This window comes from Trichocoleus sp. DQ-A1, from assembly GCF_039961955.1.
In the GTDB taxonomy this organism is placed as follows: domain Bacteria; phylum Cyanobacteriota; class Cyanobacteriia; order Cyanobacteriales; family FACHB-T130; genus FACHB-T130.
Genome location: NZ_JAMPKE010000044.1, coordinates 1 through 22,620, shown reverse-complemented (window position 1 = coordinate 22,620; position 22,620 = coordinate 1). Strand labels below are relative to the sequence as shown.

Annotated in this window: 22 protein-coding genes, 1 tRNA gene and 1 pseudogene; 7 read left to right on the top strand and 17 right to left on the bottom strand. The window is 46.4% G+C overall.

Annotated features, from left to right (window positions below; all coding sequences use genetic code 11):
* Position 1 precedes the first annotated feature (1 nt).
* Positions 2-949, bottom strand: coding sequence for a DUF1822 family protein (locus NDI33_RS25035; protein ID WP_190678784.1), 948 nt, complete (start codon positions 947-949; stop codon positions 2-4).
* Complete coding sequence (locus NDI33_RS25030; protein WP_190678782.1) at positions 946-1,716, bottom strand: hypothetical protein; 771 nt, start codon at positions 1,714-1,716, stop codon at positions 946-948. The genes NDI33_RS25035 and NDI33_RS25030 overlap by 4 nt, the downstream gene beginning before the upstream one ends.
* 173 nt (positions 1,717-1,889) lie before the next feature.
* Between NDI33_RS25030 and NDI33_RS25025 the strand changes: the two genes are divergently transcribed.
* The 4 genes from NDI33_RS25025 to NDI33_RS25010 all read left to right on the top strand — a co-directional run bounded on the left by NDI33_RS25025 (position 1,890) and on the right by NDI33_RS25010 (position 7,345).
* The gene (locus tag NDI33_RS25025; protein ID WP_190678781.1) at positions 1,890-2,570 is read left to right on the top strand and encodes an actin-binding WH2 domain-containing protein; all 681 of its coding nucleotides are present in this window, start codon (positions 1,890-1,892) and stop codon (positions 2,568-2,570) included.
* 23 nt (positions 2,571-2,593) lie between these two features.
* Positions 2,594-3,295 (top strand): hypothetical protein, encoded by a 702-nt coding sequence (locus tag NDI33_RS25020; protein WP_190678779.1) that lies wholly within the window; start codon positions 2,594-2,596, stop codon positions 3,293-3,295.
* Between the two features lie 209 nt (positions 3,296-3,504).
* Positions 3,505-6,303 (top strand): TIGR02921 family PEP-CTERM protein, encoded by a 2,799-nt coding sequence (locus tag NDI33_RS25015; RefSeq protein ID WP_190678777.1) that lies wholly within the window; start codon positions 3,505-3,507, stop codon positions 6,301-6,303.
* A 178-nt stretch (positions 6,304-6,481) separates the two neighbouring features.
* A complete protein-coding gene (locus NDI33_RS25010) occupies positions 6,482-7,345 on the top strand; it encodes an alpha/beta hydrolase (protein WP_190678775.1) in 864 nt (287 codons plus the stop codon).
* Positions 7,346-7,612: 267 nt separating this feature from the next.
* Here NDI33_RS25010 and NDI33_RS25005 read toward each other — a convergent pair whose 3' ends face one another.
* From NDI33_RS25005 to NDI33_RS24960, 10 genes are all read right to left on the bottom strand, one after another.
* Positions 7,613-8,527 (bottom strand): branched-chain amino acid transaminase, encoded by a 915-nt coding sequence (locus NDI33_RS25005; protein WP_190678773.1) that lies wholly within the window; start codon positions 8,525-8,527, stop codon positions 7,613-7,615.
* A gap of 253 nt (positions 8,528-8,780) precedes the next feature.
* Positions 8,781-10,256, bottom strand: coding sequence for a DUF697 domain-containing protein (locus NDI33_RS25000; protein WP_190678771.1), 1,476 nt, complete (start codon positions 10,254-10,256; stop codon positions 8,781-8,783).
* A 91-nt stretch (positions 10,257-10,347) separates the two neighbouring features.
* Positions 10,348-10,424, bottom strand: a tRNA-Met gene (locus NDI33_RS24995).
* 46 nt (positions 10,425-10,470) lie between these two features.
* Positions 10,471-11,424, bottom strand: a complete 954-nt coding sequence (locus tag NDI33_RS24990) for an asparaginase (protein WP_190412552.1) — start codon at positions 11,422-11,424, stop codon at positions 10,471-10,473.
* Positions 11,425-11,557: 133 nt separating this feature from the next.
* Positions 11,558-12,058 carry a CGLD27 family protein gene (locus NDI33_RS24985; RefSeq protein ID WP_190412553.1) on the bottom strand — a complete coding sequence of 167 codons (501 nt, stop codon included), beginning with the start codon at positions 12,056-12,058 and terminating at the stop codon, positions 11,558-11,560.
* A 20-nt stretch (positions 12,059-12,078) separates the two neighbouring features.
* Positions 12,079-12,540, bottom strand: coding sequence for a ribosome silencing factor (gene rsfS / locus NDI33_RS24980; RefSeq protein WP_190412872.1), 462 nt, complete (start codon positions 12,538-12,540; stop codon positions 12,079-12,081).
* Positions 12,541-12,690: 150 nt separating this feature from the next.
* Entirely contained in the window at positions 12,691-13,296 is a 606-nt protein-coding gene (gene yqeK, locus NDI33_RS24975) for a bis(5'-nucleosyl)-tetraphosphatase (symmetrical) YqeK (protein WP_190429389.1), read from the bottom strand.
* A 146-nt stretch (positions 13,297-13,442) separates the two neighbouring features.
* Entirely contained in the window at positions 13,443-14,672 is a 1,230-nt protein-coding gene (locus tag NDI33_RS24970) for a glycosyltransferase family 4 protein (protein ID WP_190429388.1), read from the bottom strand.
* 216 nt (positions 14,673-14,888) lie between these two features.
* Positions 14,889-15,338 (bottom strand): anti-sigma regulatory factor, encoded by a 450-nt coding sequence (locus tag NDI33_RS24965; RefSeq protein ID WP_190412556.1) that lies wholly within the window; start codon positions 15,336-15,338, stop codon positions 14,889-14,891.
* A gap of 22 nt (positions 15,339-15,360) precedes the next feature.
* Positions 15,361-16,359: an anti-sigma factor antagonist gene (locus NDI33_RS24960; RefSeq protein WP_190412557.1), complete on the bottom strand. Its 999-nt coding sequence runs from the start codon at positions 16,357-16,359 to the stop codon at positions 15,361-15,363.
* A gap of 486 nt (positions 16,360-16,845) precedes the next feature.
* Between NDI33_RS24960 and NDI33_RS24955 the strand changes: the two genes are divergently transcribed.
* Both NDI33_RS24955 and NDI33_RS24950 read left to right on the top strand, forming a co-directional pair.
* Positions 16,846-17,634 (top strand): 7-carboxy-7-deazaguanine synthase QueE, encoded by a 789-nt coding sequence (locus NDI33_RS24955; RefSeq protein ID WP_190436871.1) that lies wholly within the window; start codon positions 16,846-16,848, stop codon positions 17,632-17,634.
* 198 nt (positions 17,635-17,832) lie between these two features.
* Positions 17,833-19,311 carry an esterase-like activity of phytase family protein gene (locus tag NDI33_RS24950; protein ID WP_190678808.1) on the top strand — a complete coding sequence of 493 codons (1,479 nt, stop codon included), beginning with the start codon at positions 17,833-17,835 and terminating at the stop codon, positions 19,309-19,311.
* A gap of 158 nt (positions 19,312-19,469) precedes the next feature.
* Here the strand turns inward: NDI33_RS24950 and NDI33_RS24945 are convergent, their stop codons facing one another.
* The 4 genes from NDI33_RS24945 to NDI33_RS24930 form a co-directional block, all read right to left on the bottom strand.
* Positions 19,470-20,114: a DUF3318 domain-containing protein gene (locus NDI33_RS24945; protein WP_190429385.1), complete on the bottom strand. Its 645-nt coding sequence runs from the start codon at positions 20,112-20,114 to the stop codon at positions 19,470-19,472.
* A gap of 83 nt (positions 20,115-20,197) precedes the next feature.
* Complete coding sequence (locus NDI33_RS24940) at positions 20,198-20,755, bottom strand: hypothetical protein (RefSeq protein WP_190412560.1); 558 nt, start codon at positions 20,753-20,755, stop codon at positions 20,198-20,200.
* A 53-nt stretch (positions 20,756-20,808) separates the two neighbouring features.
* Positions 20,809-20,934: a hypothetical protein gene (locus NDI33_RS24935; protein WP_277878948.1), complete on the bottom strand. Its 126-nt coding sequence runs from the start codon at positions 20,932-20,934 to the stop codon at positions 20,809-20,811.
* A 56-nt stretch (positions 20,935-20,990) separates the two neighbouring features.
* Positions 20,991-21,221, bottom strand: coding sequence for a hypothetical protein (locus NDI33_RS24930; RefSeq protein ID WP_190412561.1), 231 nt, complete (start codon positions 21,219-21,221; stop codon positions 20,991-20,993).
* 404 nt (positions 21,222-21,625) lie between these two features.
* On the opposite strand from NDI33_RS24930, the gene NDI33_RS24925 reads away from it, so the two are divergent.
* The gene (locus NDI33_RS24925) at positions 21,626-22,495 is read left to right on the top strand and encodes a hypothetical protein (protein ID WP_347275949.1); all 870 of its coding nucleotides are present in this window, start codon (positions 21,626-21,628) and stop codon (positions 22,493-22,495) included.
* Positions 22,496-22,520: 25 nt separating this feature from the next.
* Here NDI33_RS24925 and NDI33_RS24920 read toward each other — a convergent pair.
* Positions 22,521-22,620, bottom strand: a pseudogene (locus NDI33_RS24920) (IS982 family transposase); the annotation flags it as partial.

Sequence of the window (22,620 nt, the reverse complement as noted above, 5' to 3'; positions counted from 1 at the left end):
GCTAGATGACAAAGGCTTCTGTGATGCTAATATCTCCTAACGCTACTTTGACACTAAATTGTTCCCCCACTTGTCCGCTGAATTCATATTGCATGAAGGTGTCAGTACCGCTGGCGATAATTTCTCTGAATACTTCCCCACATTCTGTAAGTACCAGTAATCTAAGCTGAGTTGGCAATGCTATTGGTGGATTAACAGAACAAACTTGCAGATGAATGCCCAATCTTTCGGGGTTTTCTGGCTGGATGGTGACTATTAAAACAACTGCATTTGTTTGCAACTCTATCCGCTTTGCCCGTCTTACAGTCGATCTGCGTAATGCTAAAAGAGGCATTTGTGGCGTCAACACCTCTTCTACTGTCTGCCAACCTGACTCGAAGAGATTTTGTAACCAGTTGTTTAAGTGCGATCGCGTCTTGTTGGGTGCATCTGACAGCGCCGATTCGAGTTGATCTAGATACTCCATCAGTGCATCCAAAGATTGCAAGTCAGCCAGTTGCAGTTCCTCTGGCGGATCGATAGTAGCAACAGCGGGAGCAAATCCAATCAGCTGTGCTTCCTGCAAGTAGACTGGTTCTGTGGGAGTAGAATGCGATCCAAACTGAACTGCCACATAGCCAACTCGATCTTGCATCACTTCTGGCGGTAGCGTAACTGATGTCTCCCCAGGCAGGACGGGACGGCACTCTAATCTACCTAAGTTAGGCAACACCAGATCCGCCACATCAAACATAGCTCGCATACCAGGATGCCAGCTGTCGCTTGAGGTGAGATCCGGCTCGTATCTCAGCCATTTTAGATAGCGGTGAACCGCCCACACAGCCAGGGTATTGAGATATACCCGTACCCCTTTTTCAGGAGTCGCTTGCTCTTGTGCAAATTGTCGCGCCAGCTGATGGGCGATGTCGCTGAGGGGAACGTTAAGAGAAACAGGTGCGGTGCTATTCATAAGTCTTCTTCTACATTTGGTTGATAGCCCAAACTTCTAGCGATCGCTTGGAGAAGCGGGAGTCCTTTGTTTTTCCAATGCCAGTTCAGGGTGTTGTAATTAATGTTGAGATCCCGTGCTACAAGAGCGAGTTTGTCGGGTGGATACTTTAAGAGCAAGCGCTGGCTGAGGGTTTGGCAGTTACACTCTGGATAAGCTTGGGGATGGCAACGCCGAAGTTTGCCTTCCGGATCTCGGTCAATATATTGCTTTAGCTGAACCCCAATTCTTTGATTTTTCCGCTGTTCCTGTTCTCGCCGGGTTTGTGCTTCTATTTCTAAAAGCGTACAGGGAACTGAAGCCGCCAAGCGATCGCCAAAAGTTTCACTCCCCTCATTCCCCAAGGGAACATCCAGCGAGAGGGGCGGTTTCCTTACTTGTTCTTGAAATTCCGCTTGAGGATTCTTGGGATTTTTGGCACGAGTCTGCTGAGAGGAATGCAAATCGCGCACTTCATATTTCAGGCGTAATTTCAGGTTAATCCAAGCCACCAAACTCTTCTCTAAAGAAGGCTGTCTGGGTTCAAATTCCTGTATCTCATCACCCAATTTCAGCAATGTATCATCCAAAGCTTCCAAGTAATCCGGGTGCGCGGATCTCGCCAATCCTGGCAATTGCTGAATTTCGATCAACAGCTGATTCATCGCTTTTCGCCAGCTAAGGCTCCCAGATGGATGCTGACGGACTGCTTCAATTAATTTGCCAAGCCGCTCATCCCGTTCGTTCATAACAGGGAATTCAGTAAGATTCTCTCCTCTGGGTGTTGAGTCCTATCGAATCCGTCTTCGCTTTTCACAGGTTTGTAAAGTTTTGTAACAAATATCGGGGATATCCCCACAAGTTTGAGGCAGGTGCCTGAGAGATTTGTAGAGCGATACCTGAATTGATAGGAGGAGATGCCATGAATCATTTTGCGATCCTAATGCACTTTTTGCGCGATCGCCAGAAATTTCTGGAAGAGATTAGTAAAGGGATAAGACTTGAAAACAAGATTGTTTCCTTATTAATTAGTAGTTCCGCGTTTTTTGCACTTTATGGAGCAATTATCGGTTCGTTTAGTGGCGGATTGCAAATGGTTGCTTCAGCAATTAAACTACCTGCCTTGTATTTAATCACGTTGGCTATTTGTTTGCCTACTTTATATTTTTTCGATGTGATTACTGGCTCCAAGCGCAGCTTTGGACAATACCTAGCGTTGCTGTTAGCGTCTATGTCAATCATTGGTGTGATGCTGTTCAGCTTTGCACCCATTATCCTGTTTTTTCGTCTTTCCATTAACGACTATCGATTTTTTCAGCTTTTGAATGTACTGGTTTTTACGATTACTGGTTTGATAGGCATTAATGGTTTTTACCGAGGCATGATTTTTATCAATGACCAAGATTCTGATAACCCGAAAAAACGCACAGGAATGATTCGAGGTTGGTTAGTGCTATATGGCTTTGTCGGGAGCCAACTGGGATGGACACTCAGACCTTTTTTTGGAACTCCTGATAAACCTTTCGAGCTATTTCGTAATATTGAAAGTAACTTTTATTTTCACATTTGGCACGTAATTAGTAGCGCACTAGGTTTTCGTTAAGCACATAACAGGAAGCAACTGATATGCAAGCTGACTTAGAAAATTTGCAAATAACAGCAGAGGATCTTGAGAACCTAGTTGATTTAGATACTAGCACTGCCTTAGCAGTTGATATCTATAGAGGGTTGACCCTCAAAAATCCCAAGCAGATTCTATCAGTTCTCCTGACAGAAATATTGATCTTTATCTTGGTCTTAATTTTTGTTATGCCGGTGAGCCTGATTCTAATCCGCAATGCTGGAACTTTACCTGGAAATACAGATGGTGTCATCAGATTATTAACCCTAATTTCTACTATTTCTCTATTGGGGGTTTCGATTTGGAATTTTTGTTTGTGGCAACAAGTTAAACAAGTCAAATCTTTAGCTAGGTTGATAGATAAAGTCGATAAATACAATCGGGTAATTCAAGCGATCGCTCTCATCGACGAACTAGAATCAGCAAGCCGCTCACCCTCTCGGTGTAATAACCTCAGCACTAGAAAAGAAGTCATTCAGGCTTTGAGCATTACTAAAGAAACTTTGAGCAGCGCTTTACAAGCGGAAATGCTCATGAGGAAACATCGTCAATTTCTGAGCAATCATTATGAATTATTTGCAAACCTTGAAGAAAATCTCACTTCCTTGCTGTCCTTTAGCCTGAGCGATCGCGTAGATGAATATAGTTGTTTACTCAATGAATCTTTGCAAATTGGGATTAGCGTACATAAGGAATTGAAGAATTAACGAACCACATTAGCAAAGCATGGGCGTTAGCGCTTTAGGGCGCTAAAAAAATAAAACGAAGAGAGGTTTACGAAATATTCAAAATCGCTGTTGAAGAAATCAGGGCTAATGAGAATTTAATTTCGGGTTGATTGACAACCAAAATTATCAATGGTTTATTCAATCGTTTTCTAAATAATCGAAAAGTTGTTTCTAGGTATACATGCATTATGAAGAATCTGCTTCATGCCACATATCACGGCATATTTTGGTTCTGTAATATTACATTTTTGGTGGTTGTCTGCGCTGGGTATTGGCCTGCTTATACAAGTGAAATCGTTAAGGCTGCGTCGAATAGTCCGATCGAAAGAGAATTTTTCATCACCCTTGCAGTTTTGATTGTGATATCGATTATCTGTACGGTGCTGGGACTGCGGCGTTTCCGTAAGCAACCTTTACAGCTGATGCGTTTGTTTTATGGCGTGGAAGCACCCCTGTTTCTCCTGTGCCTACTATTGTTTTTCCTCAGACAGGGACTCCGCCTCCGGCTTGCGGAACTCACCCCCGCTAGCGCTTTGATTTTGGGCACAGTGGGCGTTTGTATGGTTGCTTTTTACCTCGAAGTGCTATACGGCTATGCAGAACGTCATCGAGCGATCGCATGGTTGCAAATGATGGCTCACAGTCTGATGCCGGGGGTTGGTGTGTACCTGGGGTTGCTGCTGCTATTTTATGCCGCACCCGCAGCCGCCTTTCTCGTGTACAACTTCTTCCAATTTCAGTGGGTAAGGGACTTTGGGTATATATGGACTTCCGGAAACTGGTGGATGCCCGTCTCCTTTATGCTCTTTTGCGTGAGCGTTTTCCTATCCCTGTTCATGCCTTGGATATTGGCAAGCTACTACATTCAATCTGGGCAGCGAATCTTACGTGCTTTTGCGGCTCAGCATGGGCGAAACCGCACTGTTATTGGTTCGGGGACGGTGGTGACTGCTTGGATGATTCTGTGCCTCTCATTCAATGCCCAGCCTCAGATTCAGGTATTTAAACTGTTAGAAAACCCAGCACCATCAGACAGCGAAAAGGCAGCACTTGTAGCCAAGTCCGACTTGATTCGGGATGGACTCCTGAACGCTTACTTTTCTTCTTATCGGTATCTGGGCACTTCAGAAGAAAATGACCATATCCGCGTTATGTATGAGAGCGTTTTTGGCTTACCAGAGCTGCTTTCCCAGTTCTTCCAAGACAGCTACAATCACTTGATGTCGCCGTTCTTATACAACGGTTCCCTAAGAGATATGGAAAAAGCTGGAAAGCTGTACGCCCAGTTTTTTGACAAGCCAATTCAAAAAGCAGAACGACAAGCAATTCAACACGCTTTGCAATCTAGTGGAAATTTGGACGACGCAAAGGCAGGATTGCTAAATATTAACCAGGAAAAGGTGTGGTTGCGATCGCAAAAAGTCACCGTTAAACCACAGGGCGATTGGGCAGATGTGGAACTCTACGAAGTATATGCCAACAAAACCACTGATGTTGAGGAAATTTTCTATTCTTTTTCTTTGCCAGAAAGCGCTGCAGTTACAGGAGTTTGGCTGGGCGACAGCGAGAACTTAGCCAAGCGCTTCCCCTTTAAGGTTTCGCCACGCGGTGCCGCTCAGAAAGTTTATACTTCACAGGTAAGGCGCTGGCGTCCCGTCGATCCAGCTTTACTTGAGCAAGTTGGGCCACTTCAATATCGCTTGCGAGCCTTTCCCATTCCTCCCCGTTTATCACCGCAGGAACAAGCGGAGTCAGAAGATCGACCAACCGAAATGCATCTGTGGCTGACTTATAAAGTCATGCGACAACAGAAGGGGTGGGCGTTACCTCAGCTAGGCGAGAAGCGTAACATTTTTTGGAATCAGGACACCCAGCGTATCCGCAATGGAGAAGTTTTAGCACGGGTTGGTGATGAATGGTTGGAACCTTTTTTACCAGCAACTGGGCAATATCAGCCAAGTCTGCATCAGGTTAACTTGCCAGATGGCTACCAAATCTCAGCCAAGCCGTTGGCTGCAAAAGATTACTTGATGCCCCAAGGAAAGCGGTTTGCGGTCATTGTCGATGTTTCCCGGAGTATGGCGGCACACACCAAAAAACTGACAGAAACATTGAGTTGGTTGGAACAACAGGGCTTTGCTGACAACATCTTCGCGAATAATGATGCCGATTTGTACATCAGTGCGTCTCCTGGTGCAAAACCGCAGCGCATCGATGATATCAGTCGCTTCGATGCCATGAAGATGACATTCTACGGCAGCATACAACCCAAGGAAATGCTGCGGCAGTTTACCCAACTGCGAGGGAATACGCCTTACGACGGCATCTTATTGGTGACGGATGAAAGCGGTTACGAGTTATCAGACAATCGTAAAGATGTACCAGTAATGCCTGCACCGTTGTGGGTGGTGCATCTAGGAGCGTTGCCACCTGCTTATGACGATGCAACTCTCAAAGCCATTCAAGACAGTGGTGGCGGTGTGTGTACCAAAATTTCCGAAGTTTTGCAGCGACAGGCAACGAAGGCAGCGTTAGGGTCATCTGTCGTCAGCGTAGTGGATGGCTATGCTTGGTTTATGGAAAAAGCCCCGGAGAATAGTCAGAGTGCTGATGCAACTCAAAACTCTAATACTCAAGGTTTTGAACCTCTAGCGGCGCGGCAAATGGTTTTGGGGTTAAGCAAACATCTGAAGGGAAAGCAAATTGCTCAACTTGATGCCATTCATGCGATCGCTAAAACTTACAAAATTGTCACTCCCTACTCGTCCATGATTGTACTGGTCAATGACGAGCAACGAGAGGCACTTAGAATTGCGGAAGCTCAGAAAGACCGTTTTAACCGTTCGGTTGAAGATGGAAAAGAGCAGCTGAGGCAACAGAACAATCGTTTTAACGCTAGTGTACCCGAACCGTCTGCGATTATCGGGTTGGTAGCGATCGCCTTGTTCCTGATTCGCACTCGTCAACGCAGCGTCAAACTACAATAGATGCACGTTTCGACTGCGAGAAACAGAAGGCTCAAAGGCTCACTACTATAGCCATTCAAGGGTTGGGTGCGATACATCAGTAAGGGCTTTTTGAATGCCATGCTTCTACAATGACATTCAAAAAGCCGCTACTGAACGTTAGAACCGCAATCTATTCCACCCAACCGAGAAACGCTCTATGCTCTATCGTAATTTCTCAACGCAAGCCGAGCTGGATGCTGAATATAACGTAGAAAAGTCGGTGCCAGACTTCATGGTGTACGCAGATTTCTACGTGAAAACAAGCGCTAGCGTGCGCTCTGCGTTGTCCTGCAAACTCCAGGTTCCTTTTGGCCCCACTCTAGCCGAACATCTGGATATCTTTCCAGCAGCTCAATCGGATGCCCCCATCTTGGTGTTTATTCACGGTGGCTACTGGCGACTGCTCAGCAGCCAGGATTTTAGTTTAGTCGCCAAAGCACCTGTGGAAGCGGGAGTTACAGTAGTTGTCACCAACTATGCTTTGTGTCCTACCGTGACAATGGATGAGATCGTGCGTCAGAGTCGAGCAGCGGTTGCTTGGATTTATCAAAATGCTTCTAGTTTTGGAGGCGATCGCGATCGCATTTACGTCTCTGGTCACTCGGCGGGCGGTCAATTAACAGCAATGCTGATGGCAACTGACTGGGAAGGAACCTACGGTTTACCCGCCGATATCATTAAAGGAGGCTGCGCGATTAGTGGTTTATTTGACCTGATGCCCTTTCCCTACACCTGGCTGCAACCCGCTTTACAATTAACTTGGGGAGAAGTTCTCCGCAACAGCCCCATCCTGCATATTCCCGACAAAGCCGGATCGCTGATTGTCACCTACGGCGGGGATGAATCTAAAGAATTTCAACGCCAGTCCGAGGAGTTTCTAGCAGCCTGGAAAGCGAAAGGTTTAAAAGGCGAATATCTACCCCAACCTGGTAAAAACCACTTTACTGCCATTGATGGTTTTCTGGATGTCAATAGCAATCTGTGTACTGCTATCCTCCGACAGATGGGCGTTAAGGCGTAGCGCTAATTTAGGGTTGGGTTATGAGCCGATCTCCTCTGCAAACAAAAATGCCCTCTCACCAGAGAGGGCAGCATTGCTTTTATGGATTGAGGAGTTTCATCGATACAAATAAAAGCGTAAGCCGTGGATGTGACGCGGGAGTGGCAATCAGATATCAATGTTGCGATCGCCTTCGAGTCTCGCCATTGATGCTGTTCTCGTAGCCTACGGAGGCAGTTTGGTTTGTAGAGACAAGGGTTATCGCGTTTCGCCTTCTGACGGATTCTCTTATTCAAGCGCGATCGCGTCTACCCAATCTTGATAATCGGGATCTCGATTTTCCGTAATCGCGATGAGTTTTTCTCGCAGTTTTGTAGTAATCGGTTTGCTCTCTGGTAATTGATAATTTTCAATTTTTTTGACTGGCGCAACCTTGGCAGCAGTCCCACTCAGAAAAACTTCGTCAGCGATAAAAAGCTCTGATTTATCAACGGGTCTTTCTATCGTTTTAATTCCTAGATTTCTGGCAATTGTTAGGACGCTATCTCTGGTAATTCCTTCTAAAATATCCTGTTCAAATCCAGGGGTAATCAGTTGCCCATTTCTCACTAAAAATATATTCATCCCAGAGGCTTCGCAAATTTTTCCCTGCGAATTCATCATAATTGCCTCATCAAAGCCTGACTCTACCGCCTCAGTTTTCGCTAAGGCAGAAGTAATATATGCGGCGCTGATTTTACCTCTCAGAGGCAAGCTGCGATCTTCTTGTCGATACCAGGAACTAATTCGACAGCTGACTCCTTCCGGAGATAAATAATCTGCTAGTTCAATTCCATAAACTAAAAAATCTTTCTCAACATTATGAAGCCTAGGAGCAATTCCTAATCCCGAAGTATATACGAGAGGGCGGATATAAAAAGACTTATTTGGTTGATTTTTTTTTATAAAATCAACGATAGTTTCTCGAATTTTAGAGGCTGGTAGCTCGTAGTGTAAATACTTAGCACTATCACTTAACCTTTGGCAATGACGGTCTAATCTAAATAGTAAAATTTGCTGATTATTTTGAGGATCGGGAATCCCTCTTAATCCCCCAATTGCGCCAGTTCCATAGTGCAAAGCTTGGGTAGCAATAGAAACTTTGGCTTCGTTAAAAGGGACAAATTTATTCTGAAAGTAAGCAATGGGTAAAAAATTATTCATAAGCTTAAAGAAGTTTTTCCAGATGTTTTTCGATTTGCCGATTGCGATTCTACACATTCGGCTTCCTGAACTTTCTTTCAAAATTCAAAAGGAATGTGTATTCTGACTAAATTAGGAAATTCAAGAACGTTAGTGACTATTACTATATAATGATGTCTTGATTTCGAGCTAGTACAGATTTCGATATGAATAAAACATTTTAATAGTAGGGTGGGCATTGCTCACCCTAGTACTTGGCTAACCTACTACTTGGCTAACAACTAGCAATCTCGTTACCCGCGATCGCAGACTGGGGTGATTCTGGCACCAGACGCGCCACAGCTTGCTTGACAAATCCTTGCAAGAAAGCAACTCGTTGATTTTGCTGAAACACTTTTTGCAGGGTTTCGCGCAACTGATCCAGATTCAAGGGACGCCCTTCGGATGTCGTAGCGGCTTCCTGCGCTTGGAAATATTCAATCAAGCTCAAACCCGCTAACCGGGTTAGATAGGCAGCGCTGACCCCCTGAACCGCTCCTCCGGCGACAAATGTGATGGCATTGCTCTTCAGAACCCCACCTACGGTTTGAGTCGTTAGCTCGACTAAACCAAGCTTGAGCATCAAGCTACCCATTGTCCCAGCGATCGCTTGCGCTTGTTGAATAGAGAATTTTTGCTGATATAGATTACCGAGATCCATGACGAGCTGACCGTTAATGGCAGCAGTTGCCAGCAAATCCAAGGCAGGTACAGGGTTCGCAAAGGCGGTGGCGGCAGCAATCCACTGATACTGCTCGATAACGGGAAGGGCGCGATCGCGTCTCACTTCATTTAAGGCGGATTTCGCTTCGGCTTTCAGCGCATAAGCTGCCCTCCAAGCCGTTGTCCAAACCAGCTGTTGACTTTCTTGGGCTAAAATTTGGCTTAACCGACTTGCGATCGCACTCATCTCAGGCGCTGGGGTTTCCATCCACTCTCGCACCGAACCATCTGGTTGATGCTGACGCACTTTGATGGCGCTGGGGGAAGCCGCGATCGCCACGACATCTTCTCCGTCCAGCGTTCCTTGCATTCGTTGCCGCAATTGCTGCAACACTGTGGCGCGTTCTTCAGGTAAATATCGATCTTGTTTGTTCAGAACTAGCACTGCACGCTGTTTAGATGCCGCTAGTTGCTGTAAGGTTTGATATTCCGGATCGGTCAAATCTCCATTGGTAAGAAATAGCACCAAATCTGACCTCTCCCCGATTCGGGAAGGGGGCGGGGAGGTGGGGTCAATTGCAGTAAATAAAGCGGGTGTCTCTTGCAAGCCGAGTTTTTGCGGCTGTTGCGAAACCCAGTTGGACTCTAAAACTTGAATTAAGGTGGATTTGCCGACTGACTTTCCGCCAGTGACAGCCAGATGCATCTCCTGGCGGTCGATTTCAGTCGTAATTTTGGCGAGTTGTTCTCTTAGCGGGGCATTTGCCGGATGGTTTTCTGCCTCTGCCTCTAGCTGGCTAATCGTACCTTCGGTTTGAGCGATCGCTTTTTCTACCGTTTCCCTGTCCATCTGGCTGACATCTGGCAGATGAAGCTCTTTGGCTGTCTGTTTCTGGAATAACCAGAAACCAGCGCCGAGTGCGATCGCGCCAATTACACTAAACTCACCGACTGTCCCCGCTGAGTCATGAAAACTCTGCAACAACCAAAGCGAGAATGATAGACCAATTCCCCCGACTAAAATCGGACGCCGCAAATTCACAGCCATAAATATTTAAATGTAACCGAATCGCTGCTAACCAGCCTACAACAAATCCCTGCAACCTTTTGGGATTGCAGGGATTGTTTACTTTTGTATTTGGTGGCGGGAAGTGGATTTGAACCACTGACCTTCGGGTTATGAGCCCGACGAGCTACCAGGCTGCTCTATCCCGCGTCGTTGCCAACTTATTTACTATAACGCAAATTCAAGAATGTGGCAACTACAACATCGAAAGTTCTCCAACGACATCTAGGCGCTTGAATTTGCTCAAGCTCATAAAGGTTTCCGATAGGGTTTCCGCCACCGTGGGACTAATCCAACCCATTTGCTTAAGTAAATGAATGGCAACGGCACACTTTGCCCGTCCTGCTCCATCTGCCACCTTAATTGCTAGTCCCATCCCTTCGCCAACGCGACCGATGCACTGAATCCCTTCAGCACCCCCTTTGCTGATGATTTCACCTTCGGTCAGACGCATGAGTTCTGTATCAAATAAACCTTCTCCTGCCACCATATTTGGGTGATGGGTCATGGCACGGACGATGCGCTCCATATCCAAATTATTCCCAGAGGCAAGCTGACCGTACAAGGTACCCATTTGCCCCAGCTGCATGAAGTAAGTCGGAGCGCCACAATCATCGTGGGCACTGATGAACTCTACAGCGGGCATTCGCAGCAATTCGGCAACTTTGCCTAAAATTAGCTGCTGAACGGGGTGGTTGCGCTGCAAATAGGTATTCAGAGGCCAATGCCTTGCTTGGCAAACGGCAAGCATTCCAGCGTGTTTCCCGGAACAGTTATACTCCAGCGGACTCCGTTTACCTTCTGGAATTGGACACTGAAGTGCTGATGGGTCAACATCCGAGCGCCAAAGAACGTTAAAAGCCTGTCGGACTTGGGCAGTCGTACCTTGGTGGGAGCTACAGATAATGGCTAAGTCTCGATCCGTTAGCTTGTAGCGTTCTAGGGTGCCGGTAGTCGTAATTGCCAACGCCTGGAATGGCTTGAGGGCGGAACGAACAAAAGCAGCGGTTTCCGAACTGCCTGCCACGGATAGGACGCGCCCTCGGTTGTCACAGACGACTGCTTGGGCGCGATGCGTTGATTCAATAATGCCTTCTCGCAGCAACCGAACTTCCAGTTCTGCGGATTGATTTCTTTTTCCCCTTGTCATGGGTAAGACTTTATCACTTTTTGTTAGTTGTTCAGTAGCCTGCGATCGCTTGTTCTGAGGTCGTCGGTAGACTGTGCAGCCTTTCCTTACTATCCACTACCTCTCGCTCAATGACCTAATGCCTAATGACTCATTACAGAAAATACCAAGTTAGACTACCTGCAAAGAAAAATAAGGCAAGCAAGACAAAGGTTCGCTGTAACCGCTGAAGGATTGGTTGAACTTGGTAAGTGACGATCAAGCGATCGCGTGTCAAAATTTCTTCTGGCTTTGTCCAGCACTGACCGTCATACCAACCGGATTCTTCATAAAACACTTGTTGATTCTCTAGGCGCGATCGCACGTAAGACCAACCCAAGTACAGTCGCACCAGTGCCAACACCACTCCCAAGCTCGCTCCTGCTGCACCCATGAGGATAAACTTGCTCGGATACTTTCCTGGCGCAAAGCTTGCCGCTGCCATTGGACCTGCGACGAACCAGCCGAGACCCCAAATCCAAGCCAGCTTTTTGATGTATCCTCCCAGTTCCAGCGTCACCCAGCGAAAAGACCAAGAATCCTTCAACTCCTGGTACTCATTGAGCGGTTGTTGTTCGGCGGGAACTGGGCAAACTGAAACTGGAGTTTCCATCATGTTTTTACTCTCCCATCGGCTCACGATGCTGAGAAATCGATTTTTTCAGCATGACCCCAGAATGCTTCCAGATTATAGAATTCCCGCTCTGGAGGCAACAAGATGTGAATGATGACATCCCCGTAATCCAACAGTATCCAGCTGCCTTCTGCCTTTCCTTCCACGCGCAGAGGCAGGCGTTGCCACTCCGTTTCTACTTTCTGTTCAATTGATTGGGCGATCGCTCTCACCTGGACTCTGGAGAAGCCGGTTGCGATCGCAAAGTAATCCGCCAGATAGGATACCTCTCCTACCTGTAGCAATACGATGTCAGCCGCTTTGCGGTCATCAGCAGCTCTGGCAGCCGTTAAAGCCAGCTCTTTGCTTGCTTTTTGTTTATCTGCATTCACAGCCAGTCGAGCAGAAGCATTCGCGTCGTCTCCGTTGGAGATGAATGCTTCGTTCCCAGTAGAGGAGGACTGTATCTTGAACTGTTCTGACATTAAATCCTGATTTCCTTGTTCAAAAACACCTATAAATTCCTTCAAAGTTGGTTCAACTCACAGCACTGTACTAGAGAGATGCTGAAGTTTCTATTTTAATTTTTGAAGTTTCGAGCCTCAGCTTTTTATGGCTTTTTTTAACTTTTCATTTCATTTATCCTTCATCCTTTCAGCTTCAGGTTGCTGCTTTTTGCTAGCGATTTGAAGTGCCCAATTACGGCTACGGATCGTTCGAGGGTGAATTAAGCAACGAGTTTCGAGGAGATATTTCAGGGAATAATCACAAGTTAGCCAAACAGCTTTGTAGAGATTTTGCCAAGCAACTTGTCTTAAAGCTTCTAACTCAGGAGTGTTACCTCTGCCTGGTTCCAGAGTATCAGCCAAAAACACGATACAACTCAATTCACTCATTCCTGGTCTGCCTAAGGTGTGATCCTGGATTGCCTGCAAAATTTCTTCATCAAATATTCCAAATTTGTCTCTAGCAACAATTGCACTAACATCTGCGTGCAATAAATGCGGATTTTCTTCATCCACCGGGTCTAATTCCAATCCTTCTTCTCGTGCCATTTGTAACAGCAGCGAAGGCTTAAAGTATTTTGCGAGATCGTGCATCAACCCCGCTGTCCCTGCTTTTTTCTCGTCGAGTTGATAATGCAGCGCTAGCTCAATAGACATCCGCTCGACGCCTAATATATGTTTGATTCGAGCGGCAGGGACACGATCTGCTAACCAGGCTAAGACCTGTTCGCGCATTGGGCGAGGAACTCCATAGGGCTATCGGGACAGAAGCAAAGGGCAAAGCCTAAGGCTTTGGGCGATCGCTAGTTCCCAGGATAATAAACGCTAGGCATCGCGCGATCGCTACTTCAACCCGACAACCATTTTGCTTTCATTCTAGATCAATGAAGCCTAACCTCATCAAACAGCTTCTCATACTGCTCCAAGGCGTGCTTAAAGGAGTAATTTTCGATAGCATATTGTCTGCCTTGCTGACCCAGTCTTTCCCCTTTGTCAGGGTTTTTATATAAGTCTAAAATTGCTGCTGCCAGAGCCTCAGGATCTTCTGGGGGAACGACGACACCGCCGCCGCTATGCTGCACCGCTTTAGCTGCCGTACCACTAGCAGGAACAGAAGCCAAAATTGCCCGACCGCTGGCTAGCAGCACCTGAATTTTAGAAGGCATATTGAAGGAAATCACGTTTTCCTTTTGCATCACCAACCCTACATCCGCCGCTGCCAGTAGTTCCGGTAATTTTTCGCGGGGTTGAAATGGCAGTAGCAAAACGTTTGGCGCATCCACTTTTTGACAATAAAGCTCTAGGTCTTGTAAGGCTTTATCTTCTCCCACAATCACCACAGCAATGTCGGGAATATGTCGCAGGCAAGTCGCCGCATCGATCAGGGTCTTTAAGGGTTGGGTGCGACCAATGTTACCGGAATACAGAACCACAAATTTGCCGTCGAGTTGGTGAACGGCTCGAAAATAATTATTTTCTTTAGGCAAAGGTTGTATAAAGTTAACATCAACCCAGTTAGGAATCAACCTAATTTTACTTTTTGGGACTCCTTTACCAACTAAATTATCAACAAATCCATCAGCAATGACGCTAATCTTCGTCGCTGTTCGGTAAGCAAAATTTTCCAGCTTTTCAAAGATGGCAATCATCCGTTTGTTGGTGAGCAACCCCGTATGAACTGCGGCTTCCGGCAAAATATCCTGGAGGTTCAAGACTACCGGACAGCGGTGCAACCATCCCAGGAGCGCGGCTGGAACGGAAACTGGCAGGGGCGGTACGGTTAACAAAATTACATCTGGTCGCCTGCCTTTGAGGGCATGGACTAAGCTGATCAGGACAAAGCTAGCATCCAATAGAATTCGATCTATCAAACCCGGTTTGGGGCGAATCCAGACATAATTGCGCTGAATGGCTACGCCATTTTCGAGTTCTGTTAGGTACAATTTCCCCTTATATTTCTCGTAGATGCGCCGTTGCGGATAGTTTGGCATGGCAGTGACAACTCGCACTTGATGACCTTGTGCTACCAAACCTTCCGCTAGTTCGGTCATCAAGGGGGCAATGCCGATTGGTTCGGGATGGTAGTTGTAGGAGTAAATCAATATCCGCATGATCTAGGTCTTACCAAATATTTAGCACCAAGCTTTTACCTAGTCTAATCGGGGGTTGCGGTATGTTGGTACAATCGCGCATCTTCTTTGAGGAATAATGTGGCTTTTTCTCGGTCTATTTCTCGGTCTATAAGTGCGATCGCGCTTGTAGATGAGATTTATTCCCAGTTGTCAGAAGCAGCAGCACATCTAGGAGAAAGCGAATACTCTCCAGTTTTAGCGAATTTTTCTTCGCATCAGCAAGCAATTTCGTTCGTCAGGCATCCGCGTGTAATCGAGTTCATCTGTGAATTGTTGCATAAATATCAACCCCCGACCTCCTTCATTCTCCAGGGGGTCAAAATCCTTTTGACCCACCACTTGCAACTTTGATTGCAGCTTGGCTTGCAAGTTAAACGGTTTTCCGTAGTCCCAAATCCGCATTTCCAGATAGCTAATATAGACTTTCACCTCAATCTGTATTGGGGTGGTTGGGGGCAATGAAGAATGAGCGTGGCGAATGACGTTCGTAAACCCTTCAGTCAAGGCTACCTGGGACTGCCACCATAATTCATAGGGCAGTAGCGGTAGAGTAAGTTGCTCAAACCATTGCAAAACTTCTGTTAAAGCATTTAGATCCGTCTCCACCTGAAGGCGGGATTGTGCTATTGGTTGTTCCTTTGTCATTAACAGAAGTAATTGAGGTTTCCTAATAAGCACCACTGTTTTTGCGAAATAAAATTAGGATTGTTTTAACAATTAACTTGAGGTCGTAAATCAGGCTCCAGTTCTCCTGATAGCGCAAATCTAAGCGAATCACATCTTCAAAATTGCGTACTTGCGATCGCCCATTTACCTGCCACTCACCCGTCATTCCTGGTTTCACATCTAAACGCTGCCATTCCGGAACTTCGTATCGTTCTACTTCATCAGGTGTCGGGGGTCTCGTACCGACTAAACTCATCTCCCCTTTCAGAACATTCCAAAACTGCGGCAGTTCATCCAGGCTTGTCTTCCGTAAAATTCGACCCACCCGTGTTACTCGCGGATCGTTTTCATTCTTGAAAAAGGCACCGCTGGCTTGATTCTCGATTTTGTCTTTCAGTGCTTCCGCGTTTACGCACATCGAACGGAATTTCCACACCTGAAACCGTCTTCCCATCCAACCGCAACGGATTTGACTGAAAAAAATCGGGCCTGGATCGTCGAGCTTAATCACAATGACAATGGGAATAAACAAAATTGCCGTAATCCCTAAACCCACCAGCGATCCCACCACATCAATACCACGTTTAATCCACGAGCGGACGGAAGGATGAGTCGTTGGTAGCTGAATTTCTGATTTTTTCCCAGGAGTTGTGGTTGCGCTTTGGCTTGGCGGCTCGATCGTTAAAACTTGATCCAGCCCCGTCATCGCTAACACTGCCATCACTTGAGGATGGACACCCCGAAGTACTAATTCGACTTGTTTCTCCCGCGCTAGCTTTACATTACTGACCAGCGCACCAATACCACTGCTATCAATAAATGTGGTCTGACTCAAATCAAAAACTAATTGCTGGGTATCGGCACTCTCTTGTAAGAATTGCTGACAGCTTTTCTTAAAAGCCACGGCCTCAAGAACAGTAAGGCGAGGGGGTAGCTGGACTACAGGAGTGTCGTTGAAGAACGTAATCCGAAAATCTGCATCGGGGATCGGTCCAACCATGTAAACCTAGTGCTAAGGTGCCATCTTATATTTTGAAAAATATTTGAGATTAGTCAATTCAACTTCATTAAAAGTTTTTGTAAAGAATTATTTTATTGTTTTGATATAATTCTACTTAAATCAAATTCATCGAGTGTCCATAGTAGCACTGAAATAGCGAATTGTACCAAGAATTTTTTAAACTGCTTCTAAGGGTACCAAAGAGCAAACAGCTTGGCGGTGGTTAAAAATTGTAGTTATCGTGAGTTATCCTCAGGGATCGACCGGAATCATCAATATTGACAGAATTATCAAGCGGTGAGAAGGCTGACTGGGAAACCCCCTGCTAAGAGCGATCGCCGTTGGCAGTTGTTGGCAGCACGCGCAGAGCCAAGCATCCTTCCCGCGTGGTTAATCTAGGAATTCAAGGCAGATAATGGGATTAGTAGAACCCTTAAAGTAAACCCAGTCCGGAGCGAACCAGTCGCATCTCAAGTCAGAGCAACAATGACCCCTAAAACTGCCGACTATCCCACTGCGCGGCTAATTGAAGTCTTCTCCGCCATTCAAGGGGAAGGACTGAATGTAGGCACCCGCCAAATATTTATCCGCTTTGCCATCTGCGACCTGCGCTGCCATTTTTGCGACAGTGCCCACACCTGGTTAGCTCCAGATAAATGTACTGTGGAGCAAACACCTGGTCAAAGAGACTTTGAAACCCACTCCAATCCAGTGTCTAGCTCGGTGTTACTAGAATGGATTGAACGGCAAAATCAACCCGGTTTGCACGACAGCATCAGCCTCACGGGTGGCGAACCGCTGCTTCATGCTCCCTTCCTAGCTAAATTTCTGCCTGTTTTGCGCCACTCCACAGGGTTGCCACTCTACCTAGAAACTGGCGGTCATCGTCCAGAACAACTAGCCCCGATTTTGCCCTTCCTGGACTCTGTAGGCATGGATATGAAGCTGCCTAGCGTCAGTGGAGAACAAAGGTGGGAAGCGCACAGGGAATTTCTCCAGCTTTGCCATGACTCACGGGTTGATAGTTTTGTCAAATTAATTATTTCTAGCCAAACTGAGCCATCTGAGCTGGAACAGGCATCTGAATTGGTGGCAGCAGTTAGCCCTGCTATCCCGGTGTTTTTACAGCCAGTAACACCCCTACAAATGCCCCATCATCTGCCAGTGTTTGCCCCAACCCCCGCGCAGGTTCTGGAGTGGCAGGCATTAATGAAGCGAAGTCTCAAACAAGTGCGAGTTGTGCCACAGACTCACAAAATGCTGGGTCAACTTTAGAATTGTTCATGGTTCATCAGGAATTCTCAGGAACCACGAATCCTGATTAGTAAATTTGTGTAGTTGAATAAAGAATTGATGAAGAACCGGAATACTTATGTGAAATTACTGTGTGGAAGACCGCTTTAAAGTTATCTTTAACCAGCTTTTAAAGTAACCGTCTGATGCTCGTGATAGTAAAAGTTCTGAGGCTAAGACATTATGAAAGCAAAGCATTGGCTTTGGACGGTTAGTTGCTCGCTGGCACTATCTATGCTCTCTATCACGGCAAATACCACCTCTACTTATGCCGCTTCCCTAGTTAATACTCTGGCGATTCCGGGGGAAAGTACGGATCTATTCCCGACTAATGGCGGCAATGGTGGTGCTAACATCAATCGCTTAGGTTTTTTCTCGGATCTATATTACGATCGCTACGAGAATGTGTACTACGGTTTGGGCGATCGCGGTCCAGGAGGCGGTGTACTTTCCTACGAAACCCGAGTTCAGAAATTTTCGCTGGATGTTGACCCAAACACGGGGACGATTAGCAACTTTAAGCTGCTGAAGACCATTTTATTTACTAAGGACGGTGAGAACCTCAACGGGTTGAACCCCCAGTTACTGAACGGCGATACCGGAATTCTGGGTCTTAGCTTCGATCCAGAAGGCTTTGCAGTTGCACCCAACGGCAACTTCTACGTTTCAGACGAGTATGGCCCCTCTGTTTATGAGTTCACTTCGACTGGTTCGTTCATCCGGGCCTTTGCCACTCCAAGCAACTTACTTCCTCTAGCTGGAAGCGTTCCCAACTATGTCGATGGTCGCCCAATCCTTACTAGCGGTCGCCAGGATAACCGAGGCTTTGAGGGAGTAACTCTTAGCCCAGACGGTAAAAAACTGTATGCGATGCTGCAAGACCCGCTCGTAACTGAGGGAAGTCCCGATGGACGACGCAGCCAGAACTTGAGAATTGTGGAGTTTAATACGGCAACAGGTGATAGCGTTGCCCAATATATTTACCAGCTAGAAAGTCTTGCCGCTATTAACGATCGCATTCCCGGAACTGATGACGATTTTGGGCAGAATTCTCAAGGTCGTAATATTGGCATTAGCGCCATTACCGCCCTTAATAACAATGAGTTCCTAGTACTGGAACGCGATAATCGCGGCGTGGGCGAAGCCGATCCTCTAAGTAAAGCCCCAGTCGCCAGTAAGCGGGTTTACAAAATTGATCTCACAGGTGCCACAGATGTCAGCAACATCAGCTTGATAGGTACAAATACTTTACCATCTGGCGTAATACCTGTTAGCAAGTCTCTGTTTTTAGATGTTGCAGCGCAGCTGAAGGCGAGTGGTCAAGTAATCCCTGAGAAGTTGGAAGGTTTGACAATCGGGCCTAAGCTAACGGATGGTTCCTACGCAATTATCCTTGGCACGGATAACGACTTTAGTGTGACTCAGGGGAATGCTGGTCAGCAGGATGTTTGCACAGATGGTACAGCCTTTACTCTCGTATCTATTGATAGCGGCTGTCCCGCCGGACAAAAATTACTTCCAGGCTACCTCTACTCGTTCAAAGCTAGTGCTACAGAGTTAGAGGGGTTTGTACCTCCGGAAAAAGTGCCAGAACCAGCGGCAACGGCTGGATTAATGCTACTGGGTTTTGGCGGTTTGTTGCTTAAGCGGCGGCAATAAAAAGGCAATGTAAACATTGCCCAAATTCGGGTGTACCAAAGCTACACCCGAATTTGGGGAAAGACAGGCACTCATGTAAAACAGAAGAATTCCTCAATCTCGTTACTCAGCTTACGCCTGGTAACGAAGATTTGGATGCGATCGCATCGGAAGAGTCTTTATATTGAGTCCTCGCGTGCGCCTTTGACTTTAGCTTTGGCTTTGGCAGCACTACGCTTGAGGGCAGAAAGCCGCGTTTCGTATTTGCTCCGTTGCCTTTTGTTTGGGGTTAGCTCTAGCAAAGCTTTCAAAGCGCTACCCAAACTTTTGTAGGCGTTGGGGAGGGAGTAACCAAAGCGGGTGGCAAGCGCGATCGCTTTCTCATCCGCTTCAATCATCTCTTTTACCTGCTTCTCCCCACTATTTTTTTGATACAATCTCCAGCCTGAAACGCCACACAATGCCAAGGCTAATATCAACAGCAAGCCATCCTGCACCCACAGTTCGCCGACAGCACCGCCTAAACCAATTGCAAGCGCTGCCATTTCCCAGCCATCTCTAGGGATGGTGTCGTTTTGAATTCGGGCGACTTCGTGCCAAAACAGTAAATTCCGCTGATCGAGTGCTAGCTGATCCCATTTCACTAGATCAATTTGAACCTCAATTTGATCCTTGCCAATTTCTTCACAGCGGATCAGGGGTGGATTCACTTCAGTCGTTCCTTCGACTGTTACCCAGCTTTGCAATTCTGGCGGCAGTAAGGTTTTTAACCGCCGGAGTTCGCTCATCTCAGCTCTAGCAGAAGAGGTTGCATAGGATGTCATAGTCGTCCAGCCCCAGGAAATTCGCTTTTCAATCGTAAGGTTATTACTTTGGAGTATAGCGATCTTCGTGCCCGGATTCAGATTCACTCAGATGGGAATAGTCCCCGCTTCTTACGCGCTTCCATCGCTCTCTCCAACATTTGCAGTAATCCAGGAGCTTCTTCTTGAAGGGTAAGCAGTAGCCTTTCTCCCAATTCTCGATCGCCTGGATCTTTGCCGGTTTCCATCACCTCTTTCAGTCGAGGCATCGCTACATTATCAATAATTTGAATTAAACCTGACAAACAACGGTTGAATTGTTTTTCGGTAAGACTTGAATCTTCTAAGGGAAACTCAATGATGGCACGAATTTCGCCATCGTTTGGGTCATATTCCCATTGCAGCATTTTGGTTTCCCAGGAAATGCACAGCATTGTCTGGAGGATCGCTTCTTTGTAAGGATGATCTTTAACTCCAGATATAACTTGGGGCGCAAATACCTTGAAAAATTCCCCATCCTCATCCAGCTGGACAACAATCAAGAATTCGTCTACGTTTTCAGCTTGTACACCCGTCAGAATCCGGTACGCTTCTTCGTCAATATGATATTTCCAACCTTGATTGTCTAGATACGTGGCAATCTGTCGTAAAGTAGCGCCCATGACAGCCTCGCTGCGTCAGATGGAGCAGGAATAACACGACACAGTATAACGTGCTATCTGACAACGGCATAGAGAAAGCCCTCTTTAGTTAGGGCTTGGGGCGATCGCTTGCTTCTAACGCTGTTCCGATCGGGGTTTGGGTTGGAGCTAGGATAGCGATCGCGTCTTTTGTTTCTCAAGCAATTTTGCTCCGAAAAACCCAATGCCAGATGCCTGCGGTACAGTTCAAATTTGCCTAGCGCTGGTAGGAACGACCGCCAAGATAGAGTGCTGCTGCGAGGGCGATTCCAGGTAATGTAATGACTGCTGCCAATGGAGAACGTAACCAACTCGCTTGCTCGTACCGTTCTCGATAATAAGTAGACCTAAGCGAACAGGGTTGAGCGGAACTGACTGAACCCAACAAAATGCTACTAGCGATCGCAGTGCTAGAAGCGATCGTAACCAAAGATAATTTTGTTTTCATACAGTTTTTTCTCCTACCGCGTTTTAGTGCAGGGAACGATCCTGAGCGATCGCGCAAAGTTTCATTTAATTCTAGCTGCCTCTGACTAAACTGGGGTGGAATGCTACGCAAGTGCAAAAAAAGGGGAGTGCGATCGCTCTAACTCAGACAAGCTAAAACTAAAGTGGGTTTTGTAACTGCACAACCCTTCCGGAAGGCTTTGTAGCACTTCCAGCCAGTACGTTTTCTGACACAAATAGCTTTTCCTATCTAATTCGCACAGTCAAACTACCAACTGAAAACTGAAGAACTAACAAAAACTTGGAAAGCATTTATTGATGGTGCCATACAATTAGGTTGAAATTCAGTATTACTCCTGAATCGGAGCGTCTTTGAGGGCTGTTAAAATACCCAGCAGTTTAGCTGTGTATATTGATATGAACTTAGAGCGATCGCTCATGAAGCTAGCCAATGCCGTATCTAAGCTTAATGAACTTTCATCAATGGAAATTTGTACTGAACCAAAATGTACTAAACAAGTTTCTAAACCAGGTCATAAATTGTGTTACGAGCATTGGAAGGCTAACAACACTCAAGCGTCACCCACACCAAAACCTAAACCGAAGCCTCAGCCTTCGTCTTCCCCATCGCTGTTGTCTGCTACCAGCATCAGCGAGAAACTGGCAATACCCAAGCACAAAGTTAATCCCATTTTGGCTGAATTAGGATTGTTGAGCAAAGACCAGAACGGCTGGGTTGCTACCAAGTTAGGAATTAACTTCGGTGCGGTGCAAAAAACTTATTCGCAAGACGGCACGCTATACGTTCTCTGGTCTGAGTCGATTCTGACGAATCAAGCGTTCCTCACGACTATCCAAAGTATCAATGGTGATAGTTTAGAAACAAGTACCAAGGAAGCAACCAGCGAACAAGGGTTTCGCGAGAAGTTTCGGGCTAGCGCCCAGCATCGCACCACTGATGGACATTGGGTTCGATCAAAGGCTGAAGCTCTGATTGATAATTGGTTGTATGTTTCGGGAATCGTTCATGCTTACGAACGACGACTACCCATTGAGGAAGAAGCGTACTGTGACTTTTATCTTCCATCAGGGAGAGTGTATATCGAGTATTGGGGATACGACAACGATCAAGAGTATGCGGCACGTAAGCGAGTTAAGCAGGAGCTATATCAGAAGTACCAGCTCAACTTAATCGAATTATCGGATGAACATATTAAGAATTTGGATGATTGCCTACCCAGAATATTACTGAAGTTTGGTGTAGTTATTAGTTAAAGAACTCATATAACGTGAGTTCGGGTTAAGCAGGCAAGGCAGCATCGTTGATCAGGGAGGGCTTCTTGGGCTGGTGGCAGTAGGCAATTAAGCCGGCTATCAAATTGACGGCAAAGTTGACAGGA